Origin of the sequence: Kribbella lupini (genome assembly GCF_039529595.1) — a bacterium.
GTDB lineage: Bacteria > Actinomycetota > Actinomycetes > Propionibacteriales > Kribbellaceae > Kribbella > Kribbella lupini.
Map to the genome: position 1 here is coordinate 1,963,319 of NZ_BAAANC010000001.1, position 20,551 is coordinate 1,983,869.

At 70.0% G+C, this 20,551-nt stretch carries 21 protein-coding genes; 5 read left to right on the top strand and 16 right to left on the bottom strand.

The window, feature by feature from the left end; genetic code table 11:
• Positions 1-22 precede the first annotated feature (22 nt).
• The 3 genes from ABD235_RS09005 to ABD235_RS09015 all read right to left on the bottom strand — a co-directional run bounded on the left by ABD235_RS09005 (position 23) and on the right by ABD235_RS09015 (position 4,398).
• The gene (locus ABD235_RS09005; protein WP_344171924.1) at positions 23-670 is read right to left on the bottom strand and encodes an SAM-dependent methyltransferase; all 648 of its coding nucleotides are present in this window, start codon (positions 668-670) and stop codon (positions 23-25) included.
• 200 nt (positions 671-870) lie between these two features.
• Entirely contained in the window at positions 871-2,205 is a 1,335-nt protein-coding gene (locus ABD235_RS09010; protein ID WP_344171926.1) for an MFS transporter, read from the bottom strand.
• Positions 2,206-2,310: 105 nt separating this feature from the next.
• Complete coding sequence (locus tag ABD235_RS09015; RefSeq protein ID WP_344171928.1) at positions 2,311-4,398, bottom strand: S9 family peptidase; 2,088 nt, start codon at positions 4,396-4,398, stop codon at positions 2,311-2,313.
• A gap of 207 nt (positions 4,399-4,605) precedes the next feature.
• Between ABD235_RS09015 and ABD235_RS09020 the strand changes: the two genes are divergently transcribed.
• Positions 4,606-5,337 (top strand): TetR/AcrR family transcriptional regulator, encoded by a 732-nt coding sequence (locus ABD235_RS09020; RefSeq protein ID WP_344171930.1) that lies wholly within the window; start codon positions 4,606-4,608, stop codon positions 5,335-5,337.
• Positions 5,338-5,359: 22 nt separating this feature from the next.
• The gene (locus ABD235_RS09025) at positions 5,360-5,848 is read left to right on the top strand and encodes a hypothetical protein (RefSeq protein WP_344171932.1); all 489 of its coding nucleotides are present in this window, start codon (positions 5,360-5,362) and stop codon (positions 5,846-5,848) included.
• A 52-nt stretch (positions 5,849-5,900) separates the two neighbouring features.
• Here ABD235_RS09025 and ABD235_RS09030 read toward each other — a convergent pair whose 3' ends face one another.
• The 7 genes from ABD235_RS09030 to ABD235_RS09060 form a co-directional block, all read right to left on the bottom strand.
• Positions 5,901-6,578, bottom strand: coding sequence for a YidC/Oxa1 family membrane protein insertase (locus ABD235_RS09030; protein ID WP_344171934.1), 678 nt, complete (start codon positions 6,576-6,578; stop codon positions 5,901-5,903).
• A 52-nt stretch (positions 6,579-6,630) separates the two neighbouring features.
• Positions 6,631-6,885, bottom strand: coding sequence for a DUF6412 domain-containing protein (locus ABD235_RS09035; protein WP_344171936.1), 255 nt, complete (start codon positions 6,883-6,885; stop codon positions 6,631-6,633).
• Positions 6,885-8,210: an RNA polymerase sigma factor gene (locus ABD235_RS09040; RefSeq protein WP_344171938.1), complete on the bottom strand. Its 1,326-nt coding sequence runs from the start codon at positions 8,208-8,210 to the stop codon at positions 6,885-6,887. Before ABD235_RS09040 ends, ABD235_RS09035 begins: the two co-directional genes overlap by 1 nt.
• Before the next feature lie 270 nt (positions 8,211-8,480).
• A complete protein-coding gene (locus tag ABD235_RS09045; protein WP_344171940.1) occupies positions 8,481-9,101 on the bottom strand; it encodes an HhH-GPD-type base excision DNA repair protein in 621 nt (206 codons plus the stop codon).
• Between the two features lies 1 nt (position 9,102).
• Positions 9,103-9,531, bottom strand: coding sequence for a universal stress protein (locus ABD235_RS09050; protein WP_344171941.1), 429 nt, complete (start codon positions 9,529-9,531; stop codon positions 9,103-9,105).
• A 340-nt stretch (positions 9,532-9,871) separates the two neighbouring features.
• Positions 9,872-11,350 carry a glutamate-cysteine ligase family protein gene (locus ABD235_RS09055; RefSeq protein WP_344171943.1) on the bottom strand — a complete coding sequence of 493 codons (1,479 nt, stop codon included), beginning with the start codon at positions 11,348-11,350 and terminating at the stop codon, positions 9,872-9,874.
• A 119-nt stretch (positions 11,351-11,469) separates the two neighbouring features.
• Positions 11,470-12,240 (bottom strand): MBL fold metallo-hydrolase, encoded by a 771-nt coding sequence (locus ABD235_RS09060; RefSeq protein WP_344171945.1) that lies wholly within the window; start codon positions 12,238-12,240, stop codon positions 11,470-11,472.
• Positions 12,241-12,296: 56 nt separating this feature from the next.
• Here ABD235_RS09060 and ABD235_RS09065 point away from each other — a divergent pair, with 56 nt between their 5' ends.
• Entirely contained in the window at positions 12,297-13,643 is a 1,347-nt protein-coding gene (locus tag ABD235_RS09065; protein WP_344171947.1) for a DNA polymerase IV, read from the top strand.
• Here the strand turns inward: ABD235_RS09065 and ddaH are convergent.
• Positions 13,623-14,390, bottom strand: a complete 768-nt coding sequence (ddaH, locus tag ABD235_RS09070; protein WP_344171949.1) for a dimethylargininase — start codon at positions 14,388-14,390, stop codon at positions 13,623-13,625. The genes ABD235_RS09065 and ddaH overlap by 21 nt on opposite strands.
• Before the next feature lie 112 nt (positions 14,391-14,502).
• Here ddaH and ABD235_RS09075 point away from each other — a divergent pair, with 112 nt between their 5' ends.
• On the top strand, positions 14,503-15,033 hold the full coding sequence (locus tag ABD235_RS09075; RefSeq protein WP_344171951.1) for a hemerythrin domain-containing protein: 531 nt from the start codon (positions 14,503-14,505) through the stop codon (positions 15,031-15,033).
• Between the two features lie 159 nt (positions 15,034-15,192).
• Positions 15,193-16,437, top strand: a complete 1,245-nt coding sequence (locus ABD235_RS09080) for an MFS transporter (RefSeq protein WP_344171953.1) — start codon at positions 15,193-15,195, stop codon at positions 16,435-16,437.
• On the opposite strand, the gene ABD235_RS09085 is transcribed toward ABD235_RS09080, so the two are convergent.
• Genes ABD235_RS09085 through ABD235_RS09105 form a run of 5 tightly spaced genes read right to left on the bottom strand, consistent with a single transcriptional unit; the run spans position 16,438 to position 20,468 of the window.
• Positions 16,438-17,169, bottom strand: a complete 732-nt coding sequence (locus ABD235_RS09085) for an MBL fold metallo-hydrolase (RefSeq protein ID WP_344171955.1) — start codon at positions 17,167-17,169, stop codon at positions 16,438-16,440.
• Positions 17,166-17,558, bottom strand: coding sequence for a YccF domain-containing protein (locus ABD235_RS09090; RefSeq protein WP_344171956.1), 393 nt, complete (start codon positions 17,556-17,558; stop codon positions 17,166-17,168). Before ABD235_RS09090 ends, ABD235_RS09085 begins: the two co-directional genes overlap by 4 nt.
• A complete protein-coding gene (locus ABD235_RS09095) occupies positions 17,555-18,418 on the bottom strand; it encodes an alpha/beta fold hydrolase (RefSeq protein ID WP_344171959.1) in 864 nt (287 codons plus the stop codon). Before ABD235_RS09095 ends, ABD235_RS09090 begins: the two co-directional genes overlap by 4 nt.
• Before the next feature lie 2 nt (positions 18,419-18,420).
• The gene (locus ABD235_RS09100; protein WP_344171961.1) at positions 18,421-19,581 is read right to left on the bottom strand and encodes a saccharopine dehydrogenase family protein; all 1,161 of its coding nucleotides are present in this window, start codon (positions 19,579-19,581) and stop codon (positions 18,421-18,423) included.
• A complete protein-coding gene (locus ABD235_RS09105; RefSeq protein WP_344171963.1) occupies positions 19,578-20,468 on the bottom strand; it encodes an SDR family oxidoreductase in 891 nt (296 codons plus the stop codon). The genes ABD235_RS09100 and ABD235_RS09105 overlap by 4 nt, the downstream gene beginning before the upstream one ends.
• Positions 20,469-20,551 lie beyond the last annotated feature (83 nt).

Consider the following 20,551-nt stretch of genomic DNA (forward strand, 5'->3'; position numbering starts at 1 on the left):
TGCCCGTCCGCCAGGAACACTCTCAGCGGCGGCGGACCTTGACCGTGCTGTCGCGCCGGGTGATCGGTACGCCGTCGCGCATCACCTGCGCGCGGTCGTGCACCTCGCTGACCAGGATGTCCCACTCGCCGTCGGCCAGCGCCAGGCTCTCGACCACCTCGTCGGGCGTCGGGAAGTGGACGTCGGGGTGCGGGTTGTGCGCCTCGTGCTCGCCCTGCTTGTCATGGGAGGGGAATCCCATGTGCCCTTCGATCAGCAGCACTCCCCCACGCGCGACCGCGCCGGCGGCGCTGCGCAGGATCGCGTCGCGGTCCAGCTCGGTCTTGGAGTGCAGGAACTGCGCCGACACCAGGTCGAACTCGCCATCGGGGAAGGACTTGCCCAGCTCGTGGCGCTGCCACTCGATCCTGTCGGCGACACCGGCGTCCTTCGCGTGCTCGACCGCTCGGTCCAGCGCCACCGACGAGATGTCGACGGCCGTGACCGTCCAGCCCTGCTGCGCCAGCCAGATCGCGTCGGCGCCCTCGCCGCAGCCAAGGTCGAGCGCCCGGCCGGGCTTCAGGTCGGAGACTTCGGTGACCAGTACGGCGTTCGGCTTGCCGCTCCAGATCTGGTCGCGCTCGGCGTAGAAGGTGTTCCACCACTCGTCGGGGAGTTGTTCAGTCGTCATGGTCCCGATCGTCCACGGGCTTCGCCGCTTGGGCAAACAATCTTGCCGGATCGGCAAACGCTGCGCCCGCGGCCGGCTCGGGAACCGGGACCTTGAACACCAACTCGGGACCTCGGACACGCTATTTCCTGTCCGCGGTCCCGGGTGGGTGTTCAAGGTCCCGGGCCGCGCCGCCGGGATCGGGGGCCCGGCGGCGCGGCTCAGGCGTCCTGCGGGCGCCGCGTGGCGAGCGCCGGGAGCGGTTCGGCCTTGCCGACGACGAAGGCGTAGGTGAGCGCGCCAACCACGGCGACGCCGGCCGCGACCGCGAACGAGGGCCCGTACGAGCCGTCGTTCAGGTCGAGCAGCAGGCCGAACAGGAACGGGCTGATGATGCCCGCGATGTTCGAGGCGAAGTTCTGGATGCCGCCGATCGACGCGACGTGCCGCGAGCTCGGCGCGACGTCGCCGGGCAGCGACCAGATCCCGGTGGCCGCGATCGCCAGGCTCGCGTACGAGATCGCCAGGAACAGCAGCGCGACGTACACCGAGGACGCCGGCGCCGCGAACACGATCGCCGCGCCGCCCAGCAGCCCGCCGACCATCACCGTCTTGCGGACCCGGGTCACGTCGGCGCCGCGCCGGATCACGCGGTCCGCGACCAGGCCGGCGATCCAGGCGCCGACGATCGCGGTGATCCCGGGCAGCGTGCCGAGCGTGCCCAGTTCGGCCAGGTCGAGACCCCGGGCGTCCTTCAGGTACGACGGGAACCAGGTCAGGAAGAAGTAGATGACGAAGTTCAGGCAGAAGAAGCCGAGCATCATGCCGCGCACGGTCCGGTAGCGGAACAGGTCCCGCCAGCGCACCTCGGCGGCGTCCTGGTCGTCGTTCTCGTCCAGCCGCGCGCCGTGCGTCGCGATGTACTCGCGCTCCTCGGCGTTCGCGTGCTTGTGCTCCATCGGATCGCGGTAGTACCAGTACCAGGCGGCGGCCCAGAGCAGCCCGACCACACCCAGTACGACGAACGAGAAGTGCCAGCTCACCAGCGCGATCAGCGCCGTCACCACCGGCAGCGCGATCACCGTACCGACCCGCGACCCGGAGTCGATGACCGCGGTGGAGAACGCTCTCTCGTGCTTCGGGAACCAGCGTGACGACGCCTTGGTCGCGCTCGGGTACGCCGGCGCCTCGCCCGCGCCGAGCGCGAACCGGAACAGGAACAGCGACCAGAACCCGCGGGCCAGCGGTGTGAGCGCGGTGATCACGGACCACCAGACGGCCGCGAAGGTGAAGGCCTTGCGGGAACCGACCTTGTCGGCGAACCAGCCGGCCGCGAGCATCATCCCGTCGTACGCCCAGAAGAAGGCGCCGAGGATGAGTCCCTTCTCGGCGTTGCTCAGGTCGAGCGCCAGGTCGTCCTCGATGAACGGCAGCGCGACGCTGAGGTTGGCCCGGTCGAGGTAGTTCAGCGAGAGCCCGACGAACGCGAGCGCGAGGATCAGGTACCGGGTGCGGCTGGCTCCGGGCGGCGCCTTCACCACTGGGGCGGTGGTCACTTTCTGCCTCCGATCGATGGCGGATCGTCGGCACGGTACCCACTGTCCCGGATTTGTCACGACATGCGTGCCACGGACCGGAACGGCCCGTGGCACGCATGTCGATCACCCGAGCATCTTGGCGATCACTTCCAGGTCGACGGGCGTCGCCTTCAGCCGGTAGTCCGGCGGAGTGATCCCGGCCACGTGCTGCAGCAGGTGGTTCCAGCGCCGCCGGACGACGTGGTGCTCGTACCCCAGCAGCACGTGCTCGCCGCGCGGCACGATCAGCAGGTCGAAGTCCTTGTCCGCGGCAATCAACCGCTCGACGAACCGGAGCGTGTGGTGCGGCTGCACGTTGTCGTCCAGCCCGCCGTGCACGAGCAGCAGCCGACCCTCGATCCGCTCGGCCAGGTCGAGCTCGGAGACCTCCGCGTAGTCCTGCTCGCCGGCCGGACCGGCGTACGTCTCGCCCCACTGCTGCAGGTAGACGCGGTTGTCGAGGTTGCCCGACTCGGCGACGCCGGCCTTGAAGAAGTCCGGGAACTCGCCCATCGCGCGCACCGTCGCGAACGCACCGCCCGACATCCCGTACACGCCGACCCGGTCGAGATCCATCCACGGCCTCGTCCCGGCCAGCTGCTTGATCGCCGCGACGTGGTCGACGATGCCCGCGGTGTGCAGACTCCGGTACGACGCGTCGTGGAACTGCTTGCTCCGGCCCGGCGTACCGCGCCCTTCGACGGCCACGACGACGAACCCGAGCGCGGCGAACGCCTCGGCGTCCGGACCGAAGTGCCCGGGATCGAAGCCGGGCATCGTCCGGTTGACGTGCGGTCCGGGGTACGGACTGTTGAGGACCGGGTAGCTCGCGGCCGGGTCGAAGTCGTGCGGCTTGTGAATCAGCCCGAAGACCTCGGTGACACCGTCCGCCGCGAGCGCGCGGAACTCCTCGGGCGGCTGCCATCCCGTCGCGAGCAGGCGGGAGACGTCGGCCCGCTCCAGCTCGAGCAACAGCTCACCCGTCCAGGAACGGACCGTGCTCACCGGCGGTTGCCCGACGGTCGACGCCGTGTCGACGAAGTACTCACCGTTCGGCGCGACCGAGACGTCGTGGTGCAGCTCGTCGTCGGTAACCCGAGCGAAGCCGGTGCCGTCCAGGTTCACTCGGCAGACGGTCTGGCGATAGGGGCTGTCAGCAACCATTCCCGCAGCGAGGAAGTGGACGACACGCTCGGCCTCGTCGACGTGCAGGATCCGCCGTACGTTCCACTCCCCCGACGTCACCTGGCCGAGCAGCTCGCCGGTGCGCAGGTCGTACCGGTAGAGGTGCGGCCGGCCGTCGCGCTGCGAGTACCAGAACAGCTCGTTGCCGACGGTCCGGGTGACCGCGGCCTCCTGCCCGTACTGGTTCGGCTCGAGCCGGGTGTCGCCGGTCTCGGTCAGTACCTCCGCGACCTCGCCGGTCATCGGGTCCAGCCGCTTCAGCGTCAGGCTGCGCTGGTCGCGGGGCTGCTCGAGGAAGTAGACGGCGTCGTCGGACCACCAGGCCCACTTGAGCGTGATCGGCGAGAGGACGCCGACCAGCTGTGGCTCGCCCTGGGCTCGCACCGCCGAACCATCAGCGATGTCCAGTACGACGTACCGCTGCTCCGGCAGATGCTCGTCGTCCGGGAACGCGTAGCGCTGGGTGAGCAACTCCGGCGCACCGTCGCCGTCGGGCAGGACGTCGATCAGGTGGGTCTCGCGGACCTTGCGGCGGTCCAGCTGGTGGGTCAGGACGCGGGTCGAGTCCGGCGACCACGCCACGGCCGGCGGCAGGTGCGGCACGCCGAGCTTGCCGAGCAGCACATCGACGGAGAACGCGTTCGTGCCGTAGTCGTTGTCGGTCTCGCCGTCGGTGGTCAACGGTCGTTCGGTGCCGTCGGCCACGGTCCGCAGCCACAGGTCGGGGCCGCGGCGGATCACCTCGTGCTTGCCGTCGGGCGACGCGACGGCGAGGAAGTCGCCGGTACCGGGCTGGGCGGGCAGCGAGTCGATCTCCGTCCGGGTGCGGGCGATCGGGTCGACGGCGTACAGCTTGTCCTCGCCGTCGCGGGTGACCTGGTAGGCGAATCCGTCATCGGTCCAGTGCGGGGTGATCGTGTCGGCGTCGATCAGCTTCGGGCGGTTGTTCCGCAGAAGCGCTTCGGCGGCGTGCAGGTCGAGCTTCATGGTGACGAGCCTTTCGGGCGAGTGGTCAGTGGCTGACGGCTGCGTTCTCGGGCTGCTCGGCAGTCATCGGGAGCCCTTCGGCAGAGTTGAATTGAACGGTGTTCAAGTTGCCTGCACAGTGTGCAATTACAATTGAACGGTGGTCAAGTCCTGCACGCTGTTCAATTCGTGGCGTACGATGGCGTCGACCTACAGCGGAGGTGGAGGGTGGCGGAGGAGCTCGAGTCGGTCTGGACCCGGCCGAAGCGCGGGCGGCGGCGCGAGCAGTCGGCGCTGACCCCGGAGCAGATCGTCGCCGCGGCGATCAAGCTGCTGGACGCCGACGGGCTGGACGCGCTGAGCATGCGCAAGCTCGGCGCCGAGCTCGGCGCGGTCGCCACCGCCGTCTACTGGCACGTCGCGAACAAGGAAGAGCTGCTCGAACTGGTCGTCGACCACGTGTACGGCGAGCTCGAGGTCCCGGAGATCACCGAGGCCGCGCAGTGGCGGCCGGCGGCGATCGCGAGCGCGACGAGCATGCGAGGGATCATCCAGCGCCATCCCTGGCTGGCCGCGACGCTGGCCGACGTCGGCATCACGTACGTCGGACCGAACCTGATGGCGGTCTCCGACCGGATGGTGGCGCTGTACGAGACCGCCGGCTTCGAGCTGATCGAGGCCGACCAGGCCTCCAAGACCGTGCTCGGCTTCGTCCTCGGACTGGCCTCGAACGAGGCCGCCACCCTGACCAAGCTGGCCCGCACCGGCACCACCGTCGAGGAATGGATCGCCAAGGCCTGGCCGGCCGCCCGGCGTGCCGCCGAGAACCACCCCCGGATGAAGGCCCTGTACGCCGCGTACGCCGAGCGCGACCGGGGCGCCGACGCCGACGCCGTCTTCACCTACGGTCTGGAGCGAATCCTCGACGGCCTGGAGGCCCGGCTCGCCCAGCTGACCTGATCCAGCGGCTATCGTCACGCCCGTGGCAGAACCTGGTGACCGCACTCCGGAGCAGGACGACGCCGCGCGCATCGCGGACACCCGCCGCGCGATGGAGCTCGGTCTGCCACCGGCCCGCGGTACGACCGCGCCCGGGCACGGGCGCGGTGCCGACGAGAGTCAGCGGTACGACGGCGTCCGCAGCCTCGACGACCACCGCGATCTCCAAGCGGGGCCCGCGGGCGTTGCCGGCGCTGGTGGAGGTGGCGCTGGTGGTGGCGCGGCCGCCGCGGGAGCGGCTCCGAGCGCGGCCGCCGCCGGGCCGCCGTCGGAAATAGTCGTCAAGAAGGCCAAGGAAATGGTCGAGAAGGTCCAGGCCGCCGTCGACGCCCACACCGTCGAGGAGATCTGGAAGACCTCGCAGCCGTCGCCCCAAGGCGCCGCCCCCGAACACCACCACCGGCCCGGCCAAGGACGGCCGCCCAACCAGCGGACCGACCGCGGCCCCGGCAACCGCGGCCCGAGCCGCTGAGCGCGGAACACTGCCGGGCTCACGACCTCCGCGGCCCGGCAGCTCGCCCAGATCACCGCAGCAGGATCGCCCGCTCGACCACCGTCCACGTCGTCGTGGTGAGCAGGTACAGCCCCGCGGCCAGCGGGATGAATGCTGCCGTGACCAACGTCCCGAACGGCAGCACCCTCGCCAGGTTCCGGCTCAGTGGCGTCGCCGTCTCGTCCAGCCGCGCCAGCTGACGGCGGGCCGAGAAGAACGCGACGACGGCGAGCAGCACCGCCAGTCCGACGTACGCCGGTGTGGTCGCGAACACCGGCCAGTGCACGCCGATCGGGGCGCCGAACAACGTTCCGGCGAGCAGGTCGTTCGGCTCGCCGCCGACGACCGCGCGCGTGAACAGGCTGTAGAGCACCCAGAAGAACGGCAGCTGCGCGACCATCGGCAAGCACCCGGCGAGCAACGTCGTGCCGGAATCGGCCTGCAGCTTCGCGATCTCCCGCTGGGCCCGCTCGGGGTTCTTCGCGTGCTTCTTGGTGATCGCCTGGATCTGCGGCATCAGCACCGCACGGGACTTCTCACCGCGGACCGCCCGCAGGCTGAGCGGCAGCAGCAACAACCGGACGGCGACCGTGCAGGCCACGATCGCCAGCGCCGCGGCGTACGGACCGCCGATCGGTTCGAGCACATCGGCGATCCAGGAGACGAGGTGGTACGCGCCGCTGACCGGCGCATCGAGAAACGAGGGCATGACTGAGCTCCACAAGAACAAGGGGATTCGGACCGGTCGCGAGGAAGTGCGACTACAGCCCGGGAGCTCTGGGACGTGGCCGGCCGGCCACGTCGGGGTCACGCAGCGGGACGTACGACGTCCGCGCCGACTGCTCGCGCAGCGTCAGCGCGACCAGCGGCGTCACCACCGGCGTACGGCGAGAGGTCCGGTCGGCCAGCAGCAGCGTGAACAGCAAGGCCGCCGCCGTGAACACGGCGGCGGCCAGAGTTGCCGCGTCGAGCGCAGGGATCACCAGCGACAGCGCGCCGGCGATCACCTGGTGCATCAGTCGAGGTAGTCGCGCAGGACCTGGGACCGCGACGGGTGCCGCAGCTTCGACATCGTCTTGGACTCGATCTGCCGGATCCGCTCGCGCGTGACGCCGTAGACCTTGCCGATCTCGTCCAGCGTCTTCGGCTGGCCGTCGGTCAGACCGAAGCGCATCGAGACCACACCGGCCTCGCGCTCGGACAGCGTGTCCAGCACCGCGTGCAGCTGCTCCTGCAGCAGCGTGAACGAGACCGCCTCGGCCGGGACGATCGCCTCGGAGTCCTCGATCAGGTCGCCGAACTCCGAGTCGCCGTCCTCACCGAGCGGAGTGTGCAGGGAGATCGGCTCGCGGCCGTACTTCTGCACCTCGATGACCTTCTCCGGGGTCATGTCGAGCTCCTTGGCGAGCTCTTCCGGAGTGGGTTCGCGGCCGAGGTCCTGCAGCATCTGCCGCTGGACGCGGGCCAGCTTGTTGATGACCTCGACCATGTGCACCGGGATGCGGATGGTGCGGGCCTGGTCGGCCATCGCGCGGGTGATCGCCTGCCGGATCCACCAGGTGGCGTACGTCGAGAACTTGTAGCCCTTGGTGTAGTCGAACTTCTCGACCGCGCGGATCAGACCGAGGTTGCCCTCCTGGATCAGGTCCAGGAACAGCATGCCGCGGCCGGTGTAGCGCTTGGCCAGCGAGACGACGAGTCGCAGGTTGGCCTCGAGGAGGTGGTTCTTGGCGCGCCGGCCGTCCTCCGAGATCCACTCGTACTCGTCCTTGACCTTCTCCTTGAGCTTGGTCTCGGCGTCGCTGATCTGCTCCTCGGCGAACAGGCCGGCCTCGATCCGCTTGGCGAGCTCGACCTCCTGCTCGGCGTTCAGCAGGGGGACCTTGCCGATCTGCTTCAGGTAGTCCTTGACCGGGTCGGCGGTCGCGCCGGCCACCATCACCTGCTGCTCGGGCTCGTCGGTCTCGTCGGCCTCGGAGACGATGAAGCCCTGGTCCTCGGTGAGCTCCTTCTCCAGCGGCTTCACCGCGTCGGCGGAGAAGTCGGACTCGTCGACCTCGTCCAGCGCGCGCGGCTTCCCGGTCTTCGGGTCGATCGCCAGACCCGCCTCGGACACGGCCTTCTTCGCCGGCGCCTTCTTCGCGGCGGCCTTCTTCGCGGGGATACCGTCCTCCTTGGATGCAGCAGCCTTCTTGGCCGCGGGCACGGCCTTCTTCACGGTGGCCTTCTTGGCAGCAGGGTCAGGCACTCTGGCGCTGGTCCTCGGGGCCGTGCTCCGGGCAGTGGCGGCCACAGCCCGGGCTGACTCGGCGGGGAGATTCTCGGACGAGCTGGACGACACGAATTACCTCTCGTCTGACGCAGGGTTTTCTGTACGGCGGTGCTGGTGGAACTGGTGGTACACGAATTGTGCGCTGCGCACCGGCTTCTGTGCTCGTCTGCGATCGTGTTCGCTGGTCAGCAGTTAATCACCGGGGTGCCCGTCAGGCGGCAGCAACACTACATTGTAATCCGCCGGGCAACCCGAACCCACGCGCGACCCCCGTCCCGGCGTGGCACGGCCGGTGCCCGCACGCCCCCGCGGGCCGGCACCGGACCTGTTCCGAGCGCTTCAGCTGTTCCTGGTCTGCCGCAACGGGCGGGCCACCACGCGTTGCTGGGTGACCTGCTGGGCGGCCTTGAACTGACGGACCTTCACCAGGGAGGCCACGTCGATCACGTCCGCCACCGACTTGTACGCGCCGTCCTCGCCGTACGGCTCGGACGCCTCGCGCCAGCCCCGGGGGCGGACCTTGAGCTGCTTGCCGAGCAGCGCGACGAAGATCTTCGCCTTCTGCGCGCCGAAGCCGGGCAGTGCCGACAGCCTGGCCAGCAGGTCGTCGCCGGACTTCACGTCGGCCCACACGCCGGAGGCGTTACCGCCGTACTCCTCGTCCAGGTGCTTGGCCAGCGTCTGGATCCGGGCGGCCATCGCGGTCGGGAACCGGTGCACCGCGGGCGGGCCGGCCACCACCTCGACGAAACCGTCCGGGTCGTAGGCCGCGACCGTGCACGGGTCGAACGACCCTTCCATCCGCTTGGCGATCAGGACCGGGCCGGCGAAGGCCCGCTCCATCGGGATCTGCTGGTCGAGCAGCATCCCGACCATCAGCGCGAAAGGGTCCCTGCTCAGCATCTCGTCGGCGTCGGGCTGCTGCGCCAGGCACAGTTTCTTGCTGCGTGTCGAAGTCACCTCAGTCCTCCTCCCCTTCAGACAACTCAGCCTCGGCCTTGACCGCGAGCACCGGACACGGAGCGTCCAGCAGCACCCGCTGGGCGTTGCTCCCGAGGATGAGCTTGCCGACCGGCGACCGGCGCCGCAGGCCGATCACGATGAACTCCGCGTGCACCTGCTCGGCGACGGCCACCAGGTCCTCCGCCGGGTCGAGTCCACGCACCAGTTGCCGTACCTCGTACGGCACCCCGGTCGAGTCGAGCTGCTCCCGTACCTCCGTCAACGCGGCCTCACTGGCCGCCGCCTCGTCGCTGTCGAAGCTGCGTCCGCCACGGTGGGAGTTCACCACCACCAGCTTGGCGTCGCGGAGCGTCGCCTCCTCCGCCGCCCTTCGAAGAGCTGCACGCCCTTCGGCCTTCGGCACATAACCCACGACGATGGTCGTCATCGACTTGCCTCACCTCCGGGTGTCTGTCGACCCGTTCCGAACGATACTGCCCTGAACCGCTACCGGCATCTGTGGAAAAGCACCATCTGTGTCGCGACCGTGACCGTTAGGCAGTTGTGTCCGCAACGAGACCGTGTCGTCCCGGGCAGGCAGTTCGGTTGGAACCTGCATACCCGCCGCCGTGGCTTCTAACCCTCCCCCACGCCGGCTTGGCCGACACCCTTGCAGGGTCCGGGGCCGACGCGCCAGTCCGATGCCGTTGCCCTCGGCAAGCGGGCCGGCCCGGTGTCCTACGTTGTCTACGGGCGGGGGCGTTTCTTCACAGTGTGGGCTAACCGGTTCAGTCGACCGGCCACTCGTGCACCGGGGTGTTGTCGTGCATGTGGTCGCGGTAGCGGCGCAGCATTCCTCGCAGAGCGTCACGCCGATCGTGGGACCCCTTGGTGTACAGGCGGTGGAACTCGTCGGCCTGCCACGACGCGCCGTTGCGGTGGGTGAGGCACCGCTGCTCGATGATGCCCAGCAACCGGTCCCGTACGTCGGGCGCAACGCCCCACGCGTCCAGGCCTTGCGATGCCAACGGCAACAGCCGCCGCAGCACCAGCTCGGTCGCGCGCGCCGTCCCGACGCCCGGCCAGAACACCTCCGCGTCGATGCCCTGCCGGGCCGCCTCGTGGAAGTTCTCCTCGGCCGCGCTGAACGACATCTGCGACCAGATCGGCCGTTCGTCGTCGGCCAGCGCACGGACCAGCCCGAAGTAGAAGGCGCCGTTGGCCATCGTGTCGACGACGGTCGGGCCGGCCGGGAGCACCCGGTTCTCGACCCGCAGGTGCGGCTTGTCCCGGACAACGTCGTACACGGGACGGTTCCAGCGGTAGATCGTCCCGTTGTGCAGGCGCAGCTCCGAAAGAGCTGGGGCGTCACCACGGTCCAGGACGGCGATCGGATCCTCGTCCGACGTCACCGGCAGCAGCGCCGGGTAGTACCGCGAGTTCTCCTCGAACAGGTCGAAGATCGAGGTGATCCATCGTTCACCGAACCACACCCGGGGCCGGACGCCCTGGGTCTTCAGCTCGTGGGTACGCGTGTCGGCGGCCTGCTCGAACAGGGCGATCCGCGTCTCGCGCATCAGCTCCTTGCCGAACAGGAACGGCGAGTTCGCCCCGACCGCCAGCTGCACGCCGGAGATCGCCTGGGCGGCGTTCCAGTACTTCGGGAACGCCTCAGGCGTCACCTGCAGGTGGAACTGCGTCGACGTACAGGCGGCTTCGGGCACGATGCTGTCGGCGGTGACCGAGAGCCGTTCGACGCCGTCGATCGAGATCTGCACGTCCTCGCCGCGGGCCTGGAAGATCTGGTCGTTCAGCAACGCGTACCGCGGGTTGGTGCTGAGCGCCTCGCGGTGGATGTGCTCGGTCATCAGCGTCGGCAGGATGCCGACCACGACCATCGACGAGCCGGTCCGCTGCGCCTTCTCCTCGGCCGCGTTCAGGCTGGCCCGGATCGAGGCCTCCATCGTGTCCAGCCCGTCGCCGTCGATCTGGCCGGGCGGCACGTTGATCTCGATGTTGAACTGGCCGAGCTCGGTCTGGAACGCGTCGTCCTCGATCGCGCTCAGCACCTCGGCGTTCTTGAACGCCGGGTCGCACTGCTCGTCGACCAGGTTCAGCTCGATCTCGATCCCGGTCATCGGCCGTTCGGCGTCGAACCGTGCCTCGCGCAGCATCCGTGCGAAGGCGTCCAGGTTGCGATGGACCTGGTTGCGGAACGCCGTGCGGTCCGCCCGGGTGAACTCGACCCGGTCGACTTCCTCGCCCATCTGGCCTCCCCTGTTCCGGTACTGCCGTGGGTACGGCGTACTTCTCAGTACCTGGCGACAGTCTGCCTGAACCACGCCGCAGATGTGACCTGGATCGCGTCGCCGATCACCTGGTGGTCCTAGCGCGGGAACACGACGAAGTGGTCGTGGACCAGCCGGCCGGGCTCCGGGCCCGCCGCGGCCAGTGCTTCGTCGAGCTCGGTCAGGGTCTCCGGGGCGAGCTCCAACCGGTGCTCGTCGGCATGCACGTCGGCGCCCATCGGGTAGTCCTCCCCCGGCCGGTCCGTCATCTCGATGTGCGCACCGAGCACCCACTCCACGGGATTGCCCGCGGCAACGAACTCGGCCAGCCGCCGGATGCTGCTCCGGTACGACGGCCAGTCGGGCACGTACAAGCGGCCGGGGTACAACGAGTCCCCGGTCAGCAGCAGGCGCGTCTCCCGGTCGTAGACCGCGAGGTCGCTGCCCTCGTGCCCCGGGATCGGGATCACGTCGAGAACGCGCTCTCCCAGGTCGAGGCTGACGATCTCGCCCGGCCAGGACGTGATCCCGAAGAACGCGGCGACCTCCTCCACCGACCGGCCCACCACCCGGTCGAACTGGCCGTCCCCGCCGACGTGATCGCCGTGTCCGTGGGTGTGAGCGACCACGAGCTCGACGTCCCGCCCGGCCAACAGCTCGTCGACCACCACGCGGAGATCCGCGTGCCCGGTCCCGGTGTCCAGCAGGAGAGCGCGCTCCGACCCGATCAGCAGGTAGACGAACGGCCCCTCGAAGTTGGTCCGCAACGCCTGCCGGACGATCGCCGTCCGCTCGTCGTACCAGTGCACCTGATGATCGGGTCCACCGGCCGCCGTACCGTCGTCCCACTGCTCAGGAAAGCTGGCCATGCCCGGCAGAGTAGACCGGCGCCGGGACTGTCGGTGGCACCAGACAGACTGGTGGCGTGCGTGCCGATCCGTCGATCCTGCATGTCGACCTGGACGCGTTCTTCGCGGCGGTCGAGCAGCGGGACAAGCCCTCCCTGCGCGGCAAACCCGTCGTCGTGGGCGGGATCGGCCTGCGCGGGGTCGTGTCGACCGCGTCGTACGAGGCGCGCAAGTACGGCGTCCGGTCGGCGATGTCGACGGCCGAGGCGCGGTCGCGCTGCCCGCACGCGGCGTACCTGTGGCCGCGGTTCGAGGTGTACCGCGCGACCAGCCAGGCGGTGATGGCGCAGATGCGTGCGCTGTCCCCACTGGTCGAGCCGCTGTCGCTCGACGAGGCGTTCGTCGACCTGTCCGCGGCCGGGCTGCACGATCTGACCGTCGACGACGTCGAGGCGATCGCCTCCGACCTCAAGGACGCGATCAAGGAGGCCAGCGGCGGACTGACCGCCTCGGTCGGCGCCGGTACGTCGAAGCTGATCGCGAAGATCGCCAGCGACCTCGACAAGCCCGACGGCGTGGTCGTCGTACCGCCCGGGACGGAGGCCGAGTTCCTCGCGCCGATGCAGGTGACCGTGATCCCCGGCGTCGGTCCGGCGACCGCGCAACGCCTCAGCATGGCCGGTGTCCGCACCGTCGCGGACCTGCAGCTGCTCGACGAGGACGAGCTGATCCGCCAGGTCGGTTCGGCGCACGGCACGAGCCTGCACCGGCTCGCCGTCGCCGCCGACGACCGGCCGGTGGTGAGCGACCGCGAGACCAAGTCGGTCAGCATCGAGGACACCTTCGAGACCGACATCATCGACCGCTCCCTGCTGACCGCGATCAGCGAGCGGATGGCGCACCGCGTCGCCGAGCGTCTTCGCAAGGCCCAGCTCTCCGGCCGGACCGTCACGGTGAAGACGCGGATGCACGACTTCACCACCCACACCCGCTCGTCCACCCTGCCCGGCCCGACCGACGACCCGCGCGTGGTCGCCCGCGTCGCCCGCCGCCTGCTCGACGACAGCGACATCTCGGGTGGCATCCGCCTGCTCGGCGTCGGCGTCTCGTCCCTGGCCGACTGGATCCAGGACGACCTGTTCACCGAGTCCGAGGCCGACGAAGCCGCCGAGGCCGCGATCGACATCTCCGACGTGCCGGTCCGCCCGCGCGAACGCCAGGCCGGCTACCAGCCCGGCCAGGACGTCACCCATCCGACGTACGGCGACGGCTGGGTCTGGGGCGCCGGCCGTGGCCGGGTCACCGTTCGCTTCGAGACCCGCGAGACCCGCGGCCCGATCCGCACCTTCACGATGGACGACCCGGAGCTGACCCGCATCGAGCACCGGCCGGCCGACGAGGAGTCAGCCGCGGAGGCGAACTGACAGGCAGGTGACGCAGCCTTCGAGCTTCTCGAACTCGGTGATGTCCACGGGGACCGGCGTGTAGCCCAGCTCGGAGAACAGCGCCGCAGAGCGTGGTGCGGACGCGGCCATCAGGAGCCGGCGGTCGTCGAGCAGTACGACGTGGGAGCCGGCTTCCTCGGGGACGGCGCGGAAGCTCGGGAACGCGGACGGGTCGTCGACGAGGGGCTCGTAGCCGATGACCGTTCCGTCGGGGAGGGCTGTGACCGCCGACTTGAGGTGGAGGACCTTGCGGACCGGTACGGGGACCACCTGGGCGCCGAGCGGTTCGAGGTGGGCGCGGAGCTGCTCGAAGCCGGACTGGTTGGTGCGGCCGCCCTGCCCGACGTACACGGTGGCGCCGACCTTGAGGATGTCGCCGCCGTCGAAGGTGCCGGGGGCATCGATGTGGGCCAGGCGGTAGCCCTGGGCCTGGACCGCTTCGGCAGCGGCCGCGGCCTCGGGACGGCGCTCGGTCGCGCCGGCCCGCGCGATCACCGCGAGGTCGCCGTACACGACCATCGTGTCCTCGACGAACACGCCGTCCGGGCAGTCGTCGGCCGGCGGGACCTCGACGGTCGTCCAGCCGGCGACGGTCAGCGCGTCGACGTACTGCTGCCACTGCCGTACGGCGAGGTCGGCGTCGACCGGCACCCGCTCCAGATGGGTCAGCAGTCCCTCGGCGAGACGCGGGCTGGGGCGGCGGACGAGCGCGCGGGTGATGGCCATGACCGGAGCGTAACCGGCGCTCCCGATGGCGTCGTGTGCATGCTGTTGCCCGCGGCGGGTACCAGCACGTCGATCCCGGTGTGTCTGCCGGGCACTGACTTGGAGGGTTCGAATGCCGAAGATTCTGCAGCACGCCGGTGGTGACGTGGTCGAGGTGATCCTGGCCGACCACCGCTGGTTCGAGGAGGCGCTGCGCGAGCTGCGGGACGTCGAGAGCGACCGGGCCGCCGTGCTCGCCGACCTCGCCACCGTCCTGATCGCGCACGCGGAGGCCGAGGAGTCCAAGGTCTACCCCCAGCTGCGGAAGAAGGACGCGATCGACGCCGAGGAGGTCGAGCACTCCGAGCACGAGCACGACGAGGGCAACGAGGCGCTGCTCGAGCTGATGGAGGTCGAGGACACCGCGTCGGAGGAGTTCAGCGAGAAGACGCACGAACTGTCCGAGGCGCTGTCCCACCACCTCGACGAGGAGGAGCGCGACGTGCTCAACCCGGCCCGCACCGACGTGTCGCAGGAAGTGCGCGACGACCTCGGCGCGCAGTTCGCGGCCGAGCGGGCCCGGCTGATCGAGTCCGGCGCGGGCTCGATCGAGAACGTCCGCAAGCTCGTTGCCGCCGCCAAGAAGAAGCAGAAGTCTTCCTGATCCGCCCCACCGTCCCCGCGACCAAGAGCACGGGTCAGTCGCCAGAATCGGCGTGAGCGCGACTGACCCGTGCCCCAGGTCCCGGGGACGCTCTGCTGCCCGGCCCGCCTCGTTGCCCCGCCGACCTTCCCGCGGGCGGGGCGACGATAGGGTCCCGCCATGAAGCGCCGGTGGCCGTTGCTCGGGTACCCGGACTTCCTCCGGTTCTGGGCGGCCGACGCCATCTCGATGGCCGGCACGTCGATCACCACCGTCGCCCTGCCTGCGATCGCGATCTTCACCCTCGGCGCGTCCGACAGCGAGGTCGGCGTCATCAGCGCCGCCCGGTGGTTCCCGTACCTCCTGCTCGGTCTCCTGGCCGGTGTCTTCGTCGATCGGCACCGACGCCGGCCGATCCTGGTCACCGCCGACCTCGCCCGCGGCGCCGTTCTCGCGCTGATCCCGCTCTTCGCCGCACTCGACGTGCTCTCGATGCCGTTGCTGGTCGCGGTCGTTCTCGTCTTCGGCGCGCTCTCGCTGGGGTACGACGCCGCGCACCAGTCGTTCCCCCCGGTCCTCGTACCGACCGCGTTGCTCACCCCGGCCTGGGCGCGCCTGGAGCAGACCAACGCCGTCGCCACCACCGGCGGCCCGGCGGTGGCCGGTTTCCTCGTCCAGCTGATCGGCGCACCACTGGCGATCCTCCTGGACGCGCTCTCCTACCTCATCTCCGGCCTGCTCCTGCTCACCGTCCGGCCACTCGTCCCGGAAGTTGCCCTTAGCAAGGATGTCCCACGGGACCTGCGCCAGGAAATCCGCGACGGCCTCGCGTGGGTCTACCGCAACCGCACCACCAGCCCACTGGCGGTGACCACCCACGTGTGGTTCGTGTTCCAGGGAATCATCAGTACGGCGTACACAGTCTTCGCGTACCGGACTCTCGGACTGAGCGTCGCCGCCGTCGGCGTGACGCTGGCTATCGGAGGCGTCGGCTCGGTGATCGGCGCGACGGCTTCGGGATGGTTCGGGCGGCGGATGGGCGTCGGGCCGGCGATCATCCTAGGCCGTTGGATGACCCCGGCCGGCTACCTGCTGATCCCGCTGGCCGGCGACAACGCTCTCGGCTTCGTCCTGCTGTGCGTGAGCCAGTTCGTCTTCGGGCTGTCGATCGGCATCGACAGCCCGATCGAGATGGGCTACCGCCAGTCCGTCACACCGTCCGGTCTGCTCGGCCGGATGCACGCGACTCTGCGCTCGGTCAACCGGGCTTCCCTCACCGTCGGCCTGGTGCTCGGCGGTGTCCTCGCCGAACACCTCGGCCACCGCGAAGCCCTCTGGATCGGCGTCGGCGGCATGGTCCTGCAGGCCGTGCTCCTGCACCGCTCGGCCTTCCGGCACGCCAGGCTGACCGACGCGCTGACCTGATCAGCCGAGGTCGAGCACGAGGCTTTCCTCCGCGGCGATCACTTCGCCGGCGAAGGTCTCTCGCGCGTGGGCCAGGGAGAGAGCGCGATCCGATCCGGGCCAGAAATGCGTCAGCAGCAACCTCTGGGCACCCGCCGCCGCGGTCCCGGCCTCCCGCGCCGTCATCAGGAACCGCGGCCCTTCGGCCGGCGGCTCCTGATGGGTCGCGTCGCAGATGAAGAGGTCCGCGCCGTCAGCCAGCTTCGCCAGCTCGGGTGACGGCCCGGTGTCTCCTGTGTAGGAAACAGTCAGTCCCGGCGCGCTGAGCCGTACGCCGAAGTTGGTCTTGTAGTGCGGCAGGAGAACGGTCTCCAGCCGGAACGGCCCGATCTCCTCCGCTGACTCCAGATCGCGTACGGCGAAGATCGTCGCCGGATCGGGGTTGGGCTCCAGCGCCCGCAGTACGGCGAGCACGCCCGGCGGGCAGTACAGCGGGATCGGCGCAGCGCCCGGCGCCTGGTAGTGCCGGACCCGGGCCAGCGCACTCACGTCGACGCAGTGGTCGGGATGCTCGTGCGTCACCACCACCGCGTCGACCTCGCCGTCCGGGCAGTGCTCGAGCAGCCGCGGCAACGCCGCGTACCCGAGATCCAGCACGACCTTGAACCCGTCGTACTCGAGCAGGAACCCGGCGCAGGCCCGGCCCGCTTCGGGCCACGCGCCGCAGGACCCGAGCACGGTCAGCGTTCTCATCGCGCGCCGAAGGCCTCGTCGGTCGAGACGATGTCCTTGCCCAGCGGCAGCAGCGAGATCGGGATCAGCTTGAAGTTCGCCAGGCCGAGCGGGATCCCGATGATGCTGACGCACAGCGCGATCCCGGTCACCAGGTGACCCAGCGCCAGCCACCAGCCGGCCAGGACCACCCAGATGATGTTGCCGAGCACCGAGCCGGCGCCCGCGCCGCGGCGGTCGACCACGGTCCGGCCGAACGGCCACAGGGCGAACCCGGCGATCCGGAACGACGCGATGCCGAACGGGATGGTGACGATCAGGATGCAGCAGATCAGGCCGGCGACCGCGTAGCCGACCGCCAGCCAGAATCCGGCCAGCACCAGCCAGATCAGGTTCAGGAGCGTTCTCATACCTGCCAGCCTGCCACCCGCCGGGTGTGCTCGAGGGTCAAACGGGTGACGAGTCCGGGATCGTTCCGGGGCAACCAGTGCCCTCCCCTGACCACCTGGACGCTGAGATTCGGGGCCCAGCGGGCGACGTCGGTCTGCAGCGGCGTCGTCACGAACGCGTCGCCGTCCGGCGACACCGCGAGCACCGGTACGTCGGTACGCCGCGGGCGCGGCCGCAGCAGCCGCGGGAGCACGTTCGCGCGGTAGAGCTGCAGGCCGTTCACGTAGTCCGGGAGCGTGCGCTCTCCGTCCGCGGGCGCGCTTCCCCCGGCGCTCGCCTCGAGTTTGGCGAAGGCCCGGTGCGCCCAGCCCTTGCGCCAGCCGAGCTCGGGCACCCAGGGCAGCTGGAAGTAGAAGATGTACCAGGAGTGCACCAGCTGCGAGACCTTCTCCCGCAGCGGCCGGCGATCACGGAAGAAGTACCCCGCGTGATCCAGCGACGGCCCCGAGATCGACACGAACGACTCGATCCGCCCGCGCAGCCGCTCGCTGGTGACGAAGTGCCAGGACTGGATCGAGCCCCAGTCGTGCGCGAGCAGCCGCACCGGCTGGTCGCCGGCCACCGCGTCGAGCACGGCGGTGAAGTCCTCCTCGAGCCGGTCCAGCCGGTACGCCGAACGCCCGCGCGGGTGGTCGGAGTTTCCCGCGCCGCGGACGTCGTAGGTGACGACGTGGAACTGCTCGGCGAGACGCTCGGCGACGGACTCCCAGAGCCGCGCGTTGTCCGGGTACCCGTGCACGCAGACGAGCGGCGGCGCCGACGGGTCGCCGTACTCGTAGAGCGCGATCTGCGTTCCGTCGGCCGATCTCACCCGCCGCACGCTCAGTACTCCTCGGTCGAGATCACCCGGAAGCTGATGCCGGCGGCAACCAATCGCGCGCGCAGCATCGGACCCATCGCCGAGGCGGTCGTCACCTGGCCCGAGGTCTTCGGCAGCTCGTCGCGCGCCAGCGAGAGCGCGCACTCACCGAGCATCTTCGCGGTCTCGTCGTACCCGGGATCACCACCGGCGACCTCGGTCACGACGCGCTTGCCACCGCCCGACCCGACGAACCGCGCCGTGAACCACGACTTCGCCCGCTGCTCCGGCGACGGCCCGTCGCCGGCCTTGATCCGGTTGATCAACGCCTTCCGAGCCGGCGGCACCTGCGCGGCCGCGACCAGCAGCCCCATCCCGACGATGCCACCGGCAACCATCGGCAGGCGCTTCACGGCCGCGTAGTGCGAGTAGGTGAAGTCCGGCCCGTACGCATCGAGCAGCACCGCCGAGTGCCGGACGATCTGCGGGTCGATCGTCGGCAGCGGGACGGCCCAGAAGCCCTGCAGGCGATGGATCCGGCCGGGCGACACCTTCACCGAGCGGCCGGTCGGGCGCTCCTCGGCACGACGCCGCGCACGGTGGGCATCGAGGTGCTGCTTGCCGCGGGAGAACGCGGTGATCGCGGTTTCCCAGGTCCCGCCCGACGGCTTGCCGCCGGCTCGAATCATGCCGTCCACCTTGATCGGCACGCGCCGCGGCAGCTGCTCGACGGTGTACTGCACGCCGAGGTCGTACGGGATCGAGTCGAAGCCGCAGCAGTGGATCAGCCGCGCGCCGGTCTCGACCGCCTTGGCGTGGTGCGCGACGTACATCTTGTCGACGAACTCCGGCTCGCCGGTCAGGTCGAGGTAGTCGGTCCCTGCCGCGGCGCAGGCGGCGACCAGCGGTTCGCCGTACCGGACGTACGGGCCGACGGTCGTGACGACGATGCGGGTCGACCCGGCCACCGTTCTCAGCGACTCCGGGTCCTCGACGTCGGCGTGGAGCAGGTCGAGCTCGGGAGCCTTCAGGTCGGAGCGGAGCTTTTCCAGCTTCGCCTGGTTCCGTCCGGCGAGTGCGAGCTTCAGGCCGGGCGGCGCGTTCTCCACCAGGTACGCCGCGGTGAGCGCTCCCGTGAACCCGGTCGCACCGAGCAGCACGACGTCGTACCGGCGTTCACTCATCCGCGAGCACCCTTCGCCTTGGCCGTGTCGGCGAGACCACCGGCGCCGGACGCGCGGGACGAGACGTCGGCGCCGCGGGCCTCGATGTCGGCCAGCGCGGCACGGTCGGCCTTCGCGACCGACATCCGGCTGCCGAGCTCGACGACGTGCGGGATCAGCGCGCGGAAGATCTTCAGGGGGCCGATCCAGCCGGGCACGTGCACGACGCGAGAGCGCTTCCTGATGCCCGCGGTGAACTTCTCGACGGCCAGCTCCAACGGGTAGACGCGGCTGGCGAGCGGGATCCCGGTCCGGACCTTGCCGAACACCGGGTGGTCGTCGACGCCGCGCACCATGTCGGTGTCGACGAAGGTCATGTGCGCGACACCGACCCGTACGCCGAGATGCCGCAGCTCGGCGCGCAGGCTGTTGCCCATCGCCTCGACCCCGGCCTTGGCCGTGTTGTACGACGCGAGACCCGGAATGTGCACGACCGCCGCGAGTGAGGACACGAGCAGGAGGTACCCCTTGCTCGCGATCAGATGCGGCAACGTCAGGTGAACGGTCCGCCAGACGCCGTACAGGTCGACGTCGAGCACGCGCTCCCAGACCGCCGGGTCCATGCTCCGGGTGAAGCCGGGCGCCGCGATCCCGGCGTTGGCGACGACGACGTCGATCCGGCCGTACCGCTCGACGACACCCTCGACCGCGGTCCGCAGCGACTCCAGGTCGGTGACGTCGGCCTCCCACCAGCCGGCCTCGGGGCCGCAGTCCTCGGCGACCTGCTTCAGCTCGTCGGGCTCCAGCCCGACCAGGGCCAAGGTGTCGCCCTCGCTCGCCAGCCGGCGGGCGACCGCCGCACCGATCCCCCGGGACGCGCCTGTGATGAGTACGACCTTGCCGGCCATCGCGGACCTCCGTCTGTTGACGTCTGTTGAGTCGACACTCAACAGTAAGTGCTTGTTGAGCTGATACTCAATAGACTGTCCGT

Excerpts from the sequence above, each read along its gene's own strand:
- ABD235_RS09035 (WP_344171936.1), bottom strand. The coding sequence starts at position 6,885 with ATGCACCAGGTGATCGCCGGCGCGCTGTCGCTGGTGATCCCTGCGCTC.
- ABD235_RS09055 (WP_344171943.1), bottom strand. The coding sequence starts at position 11,350 with ATGGGCGAGGAAGTCGACCGGGTCGAGTTCACCCGGGCGGACCGCACG.
- ABD235_RS09105 (WP_344171963.1), bottom strand. The coding sequence starts at position 20,468 with ATGGCCGGCAAGGTCGTACTCATCACAGGCGCGTCCCGGGGGATCGGT.
- ABD235_RS09100 (WP_344171961.1), bottom strand. The coding sequence starts at position 19,581 with ATGAGTGAACGCCGGTACGACGTCGTGCTGCTCGGTGCGACCGGGTTC.
- ABD235_RS09050 (WP_344171941.1), bottom strand. The coding sequence starts at position 9,531 with ATGACGACCATCGTCGTGGGTTATGTGCCGAAGGCCGAAGGGCGTGCA.
- ABD235_RS09090 (WP_344171956.1), bottom strand. The coding sequence starts at position 17,558 with ATGAGAACGCTCCTGAACCTGATCTGGCTGGTGCTGGCCGGATTCTGG.
- ABD235_RS09015 (WP_344171928.1), bottom strand. The coding sequence starts at position 4,398 with ATGAAGCTCGACCTGCACGCCGCCGAAGCGCTTCTGCGGAACAACCGC.
- ABD235_RS09075 (WP_344171951.1), top strand. The coding sequence starts at position 14,503 with ATGCCGAAGATTCTGCAGCACGCCGGTGGTGACGTGGTCGAGGTGATC.
- ABD235_RS09030 (WP_344171934.1), bottom strand. The coding sequence starts at position 6,578 with ATGCCCTCGTTTCTCGATGCGCCGGTCAGCGGCGCGTACCACCTCGTC.
- ABD235_RS09080 (WP_344171953.1), top strand. The coding sequence starts at position 15,193 with ATGAAGCGCCGGTGGCCGTTGCTCGGGTACCCGGACTTCCTCCGGTTC.
- ddaH (WP_344171949.1), bottom strand. The coding sequence starts at position 14,390 with ATGGCCATCACCCGCGCGCTCGTCCGCCGCCCCAGCCCGCGTCTCGCC.
- ABD235_RS09060 (WP_344171945.1), bottom strand. The coding sequence starts at position 12,240 with ATGGCCAGCTTTCCTGAGCAGTGGGACGACGGTACGGCGGCCGGTGGA.
- ABD235_RS09085 (WP_344171955.1), bottom strand. The coding sequence starts at position 17,169 with ATGAGAACGCTGACCGTGCTCGGGTCCTGCGGCGCGTGGCCCGAAGCG.
- ABD235_RS09005 (WP_344171924.1), bottom strand. The coding sequence starts at position 670 with ATGACGACTGAACAACTCCCCGACGAGTGGTGGAACACCTTCTACGCC.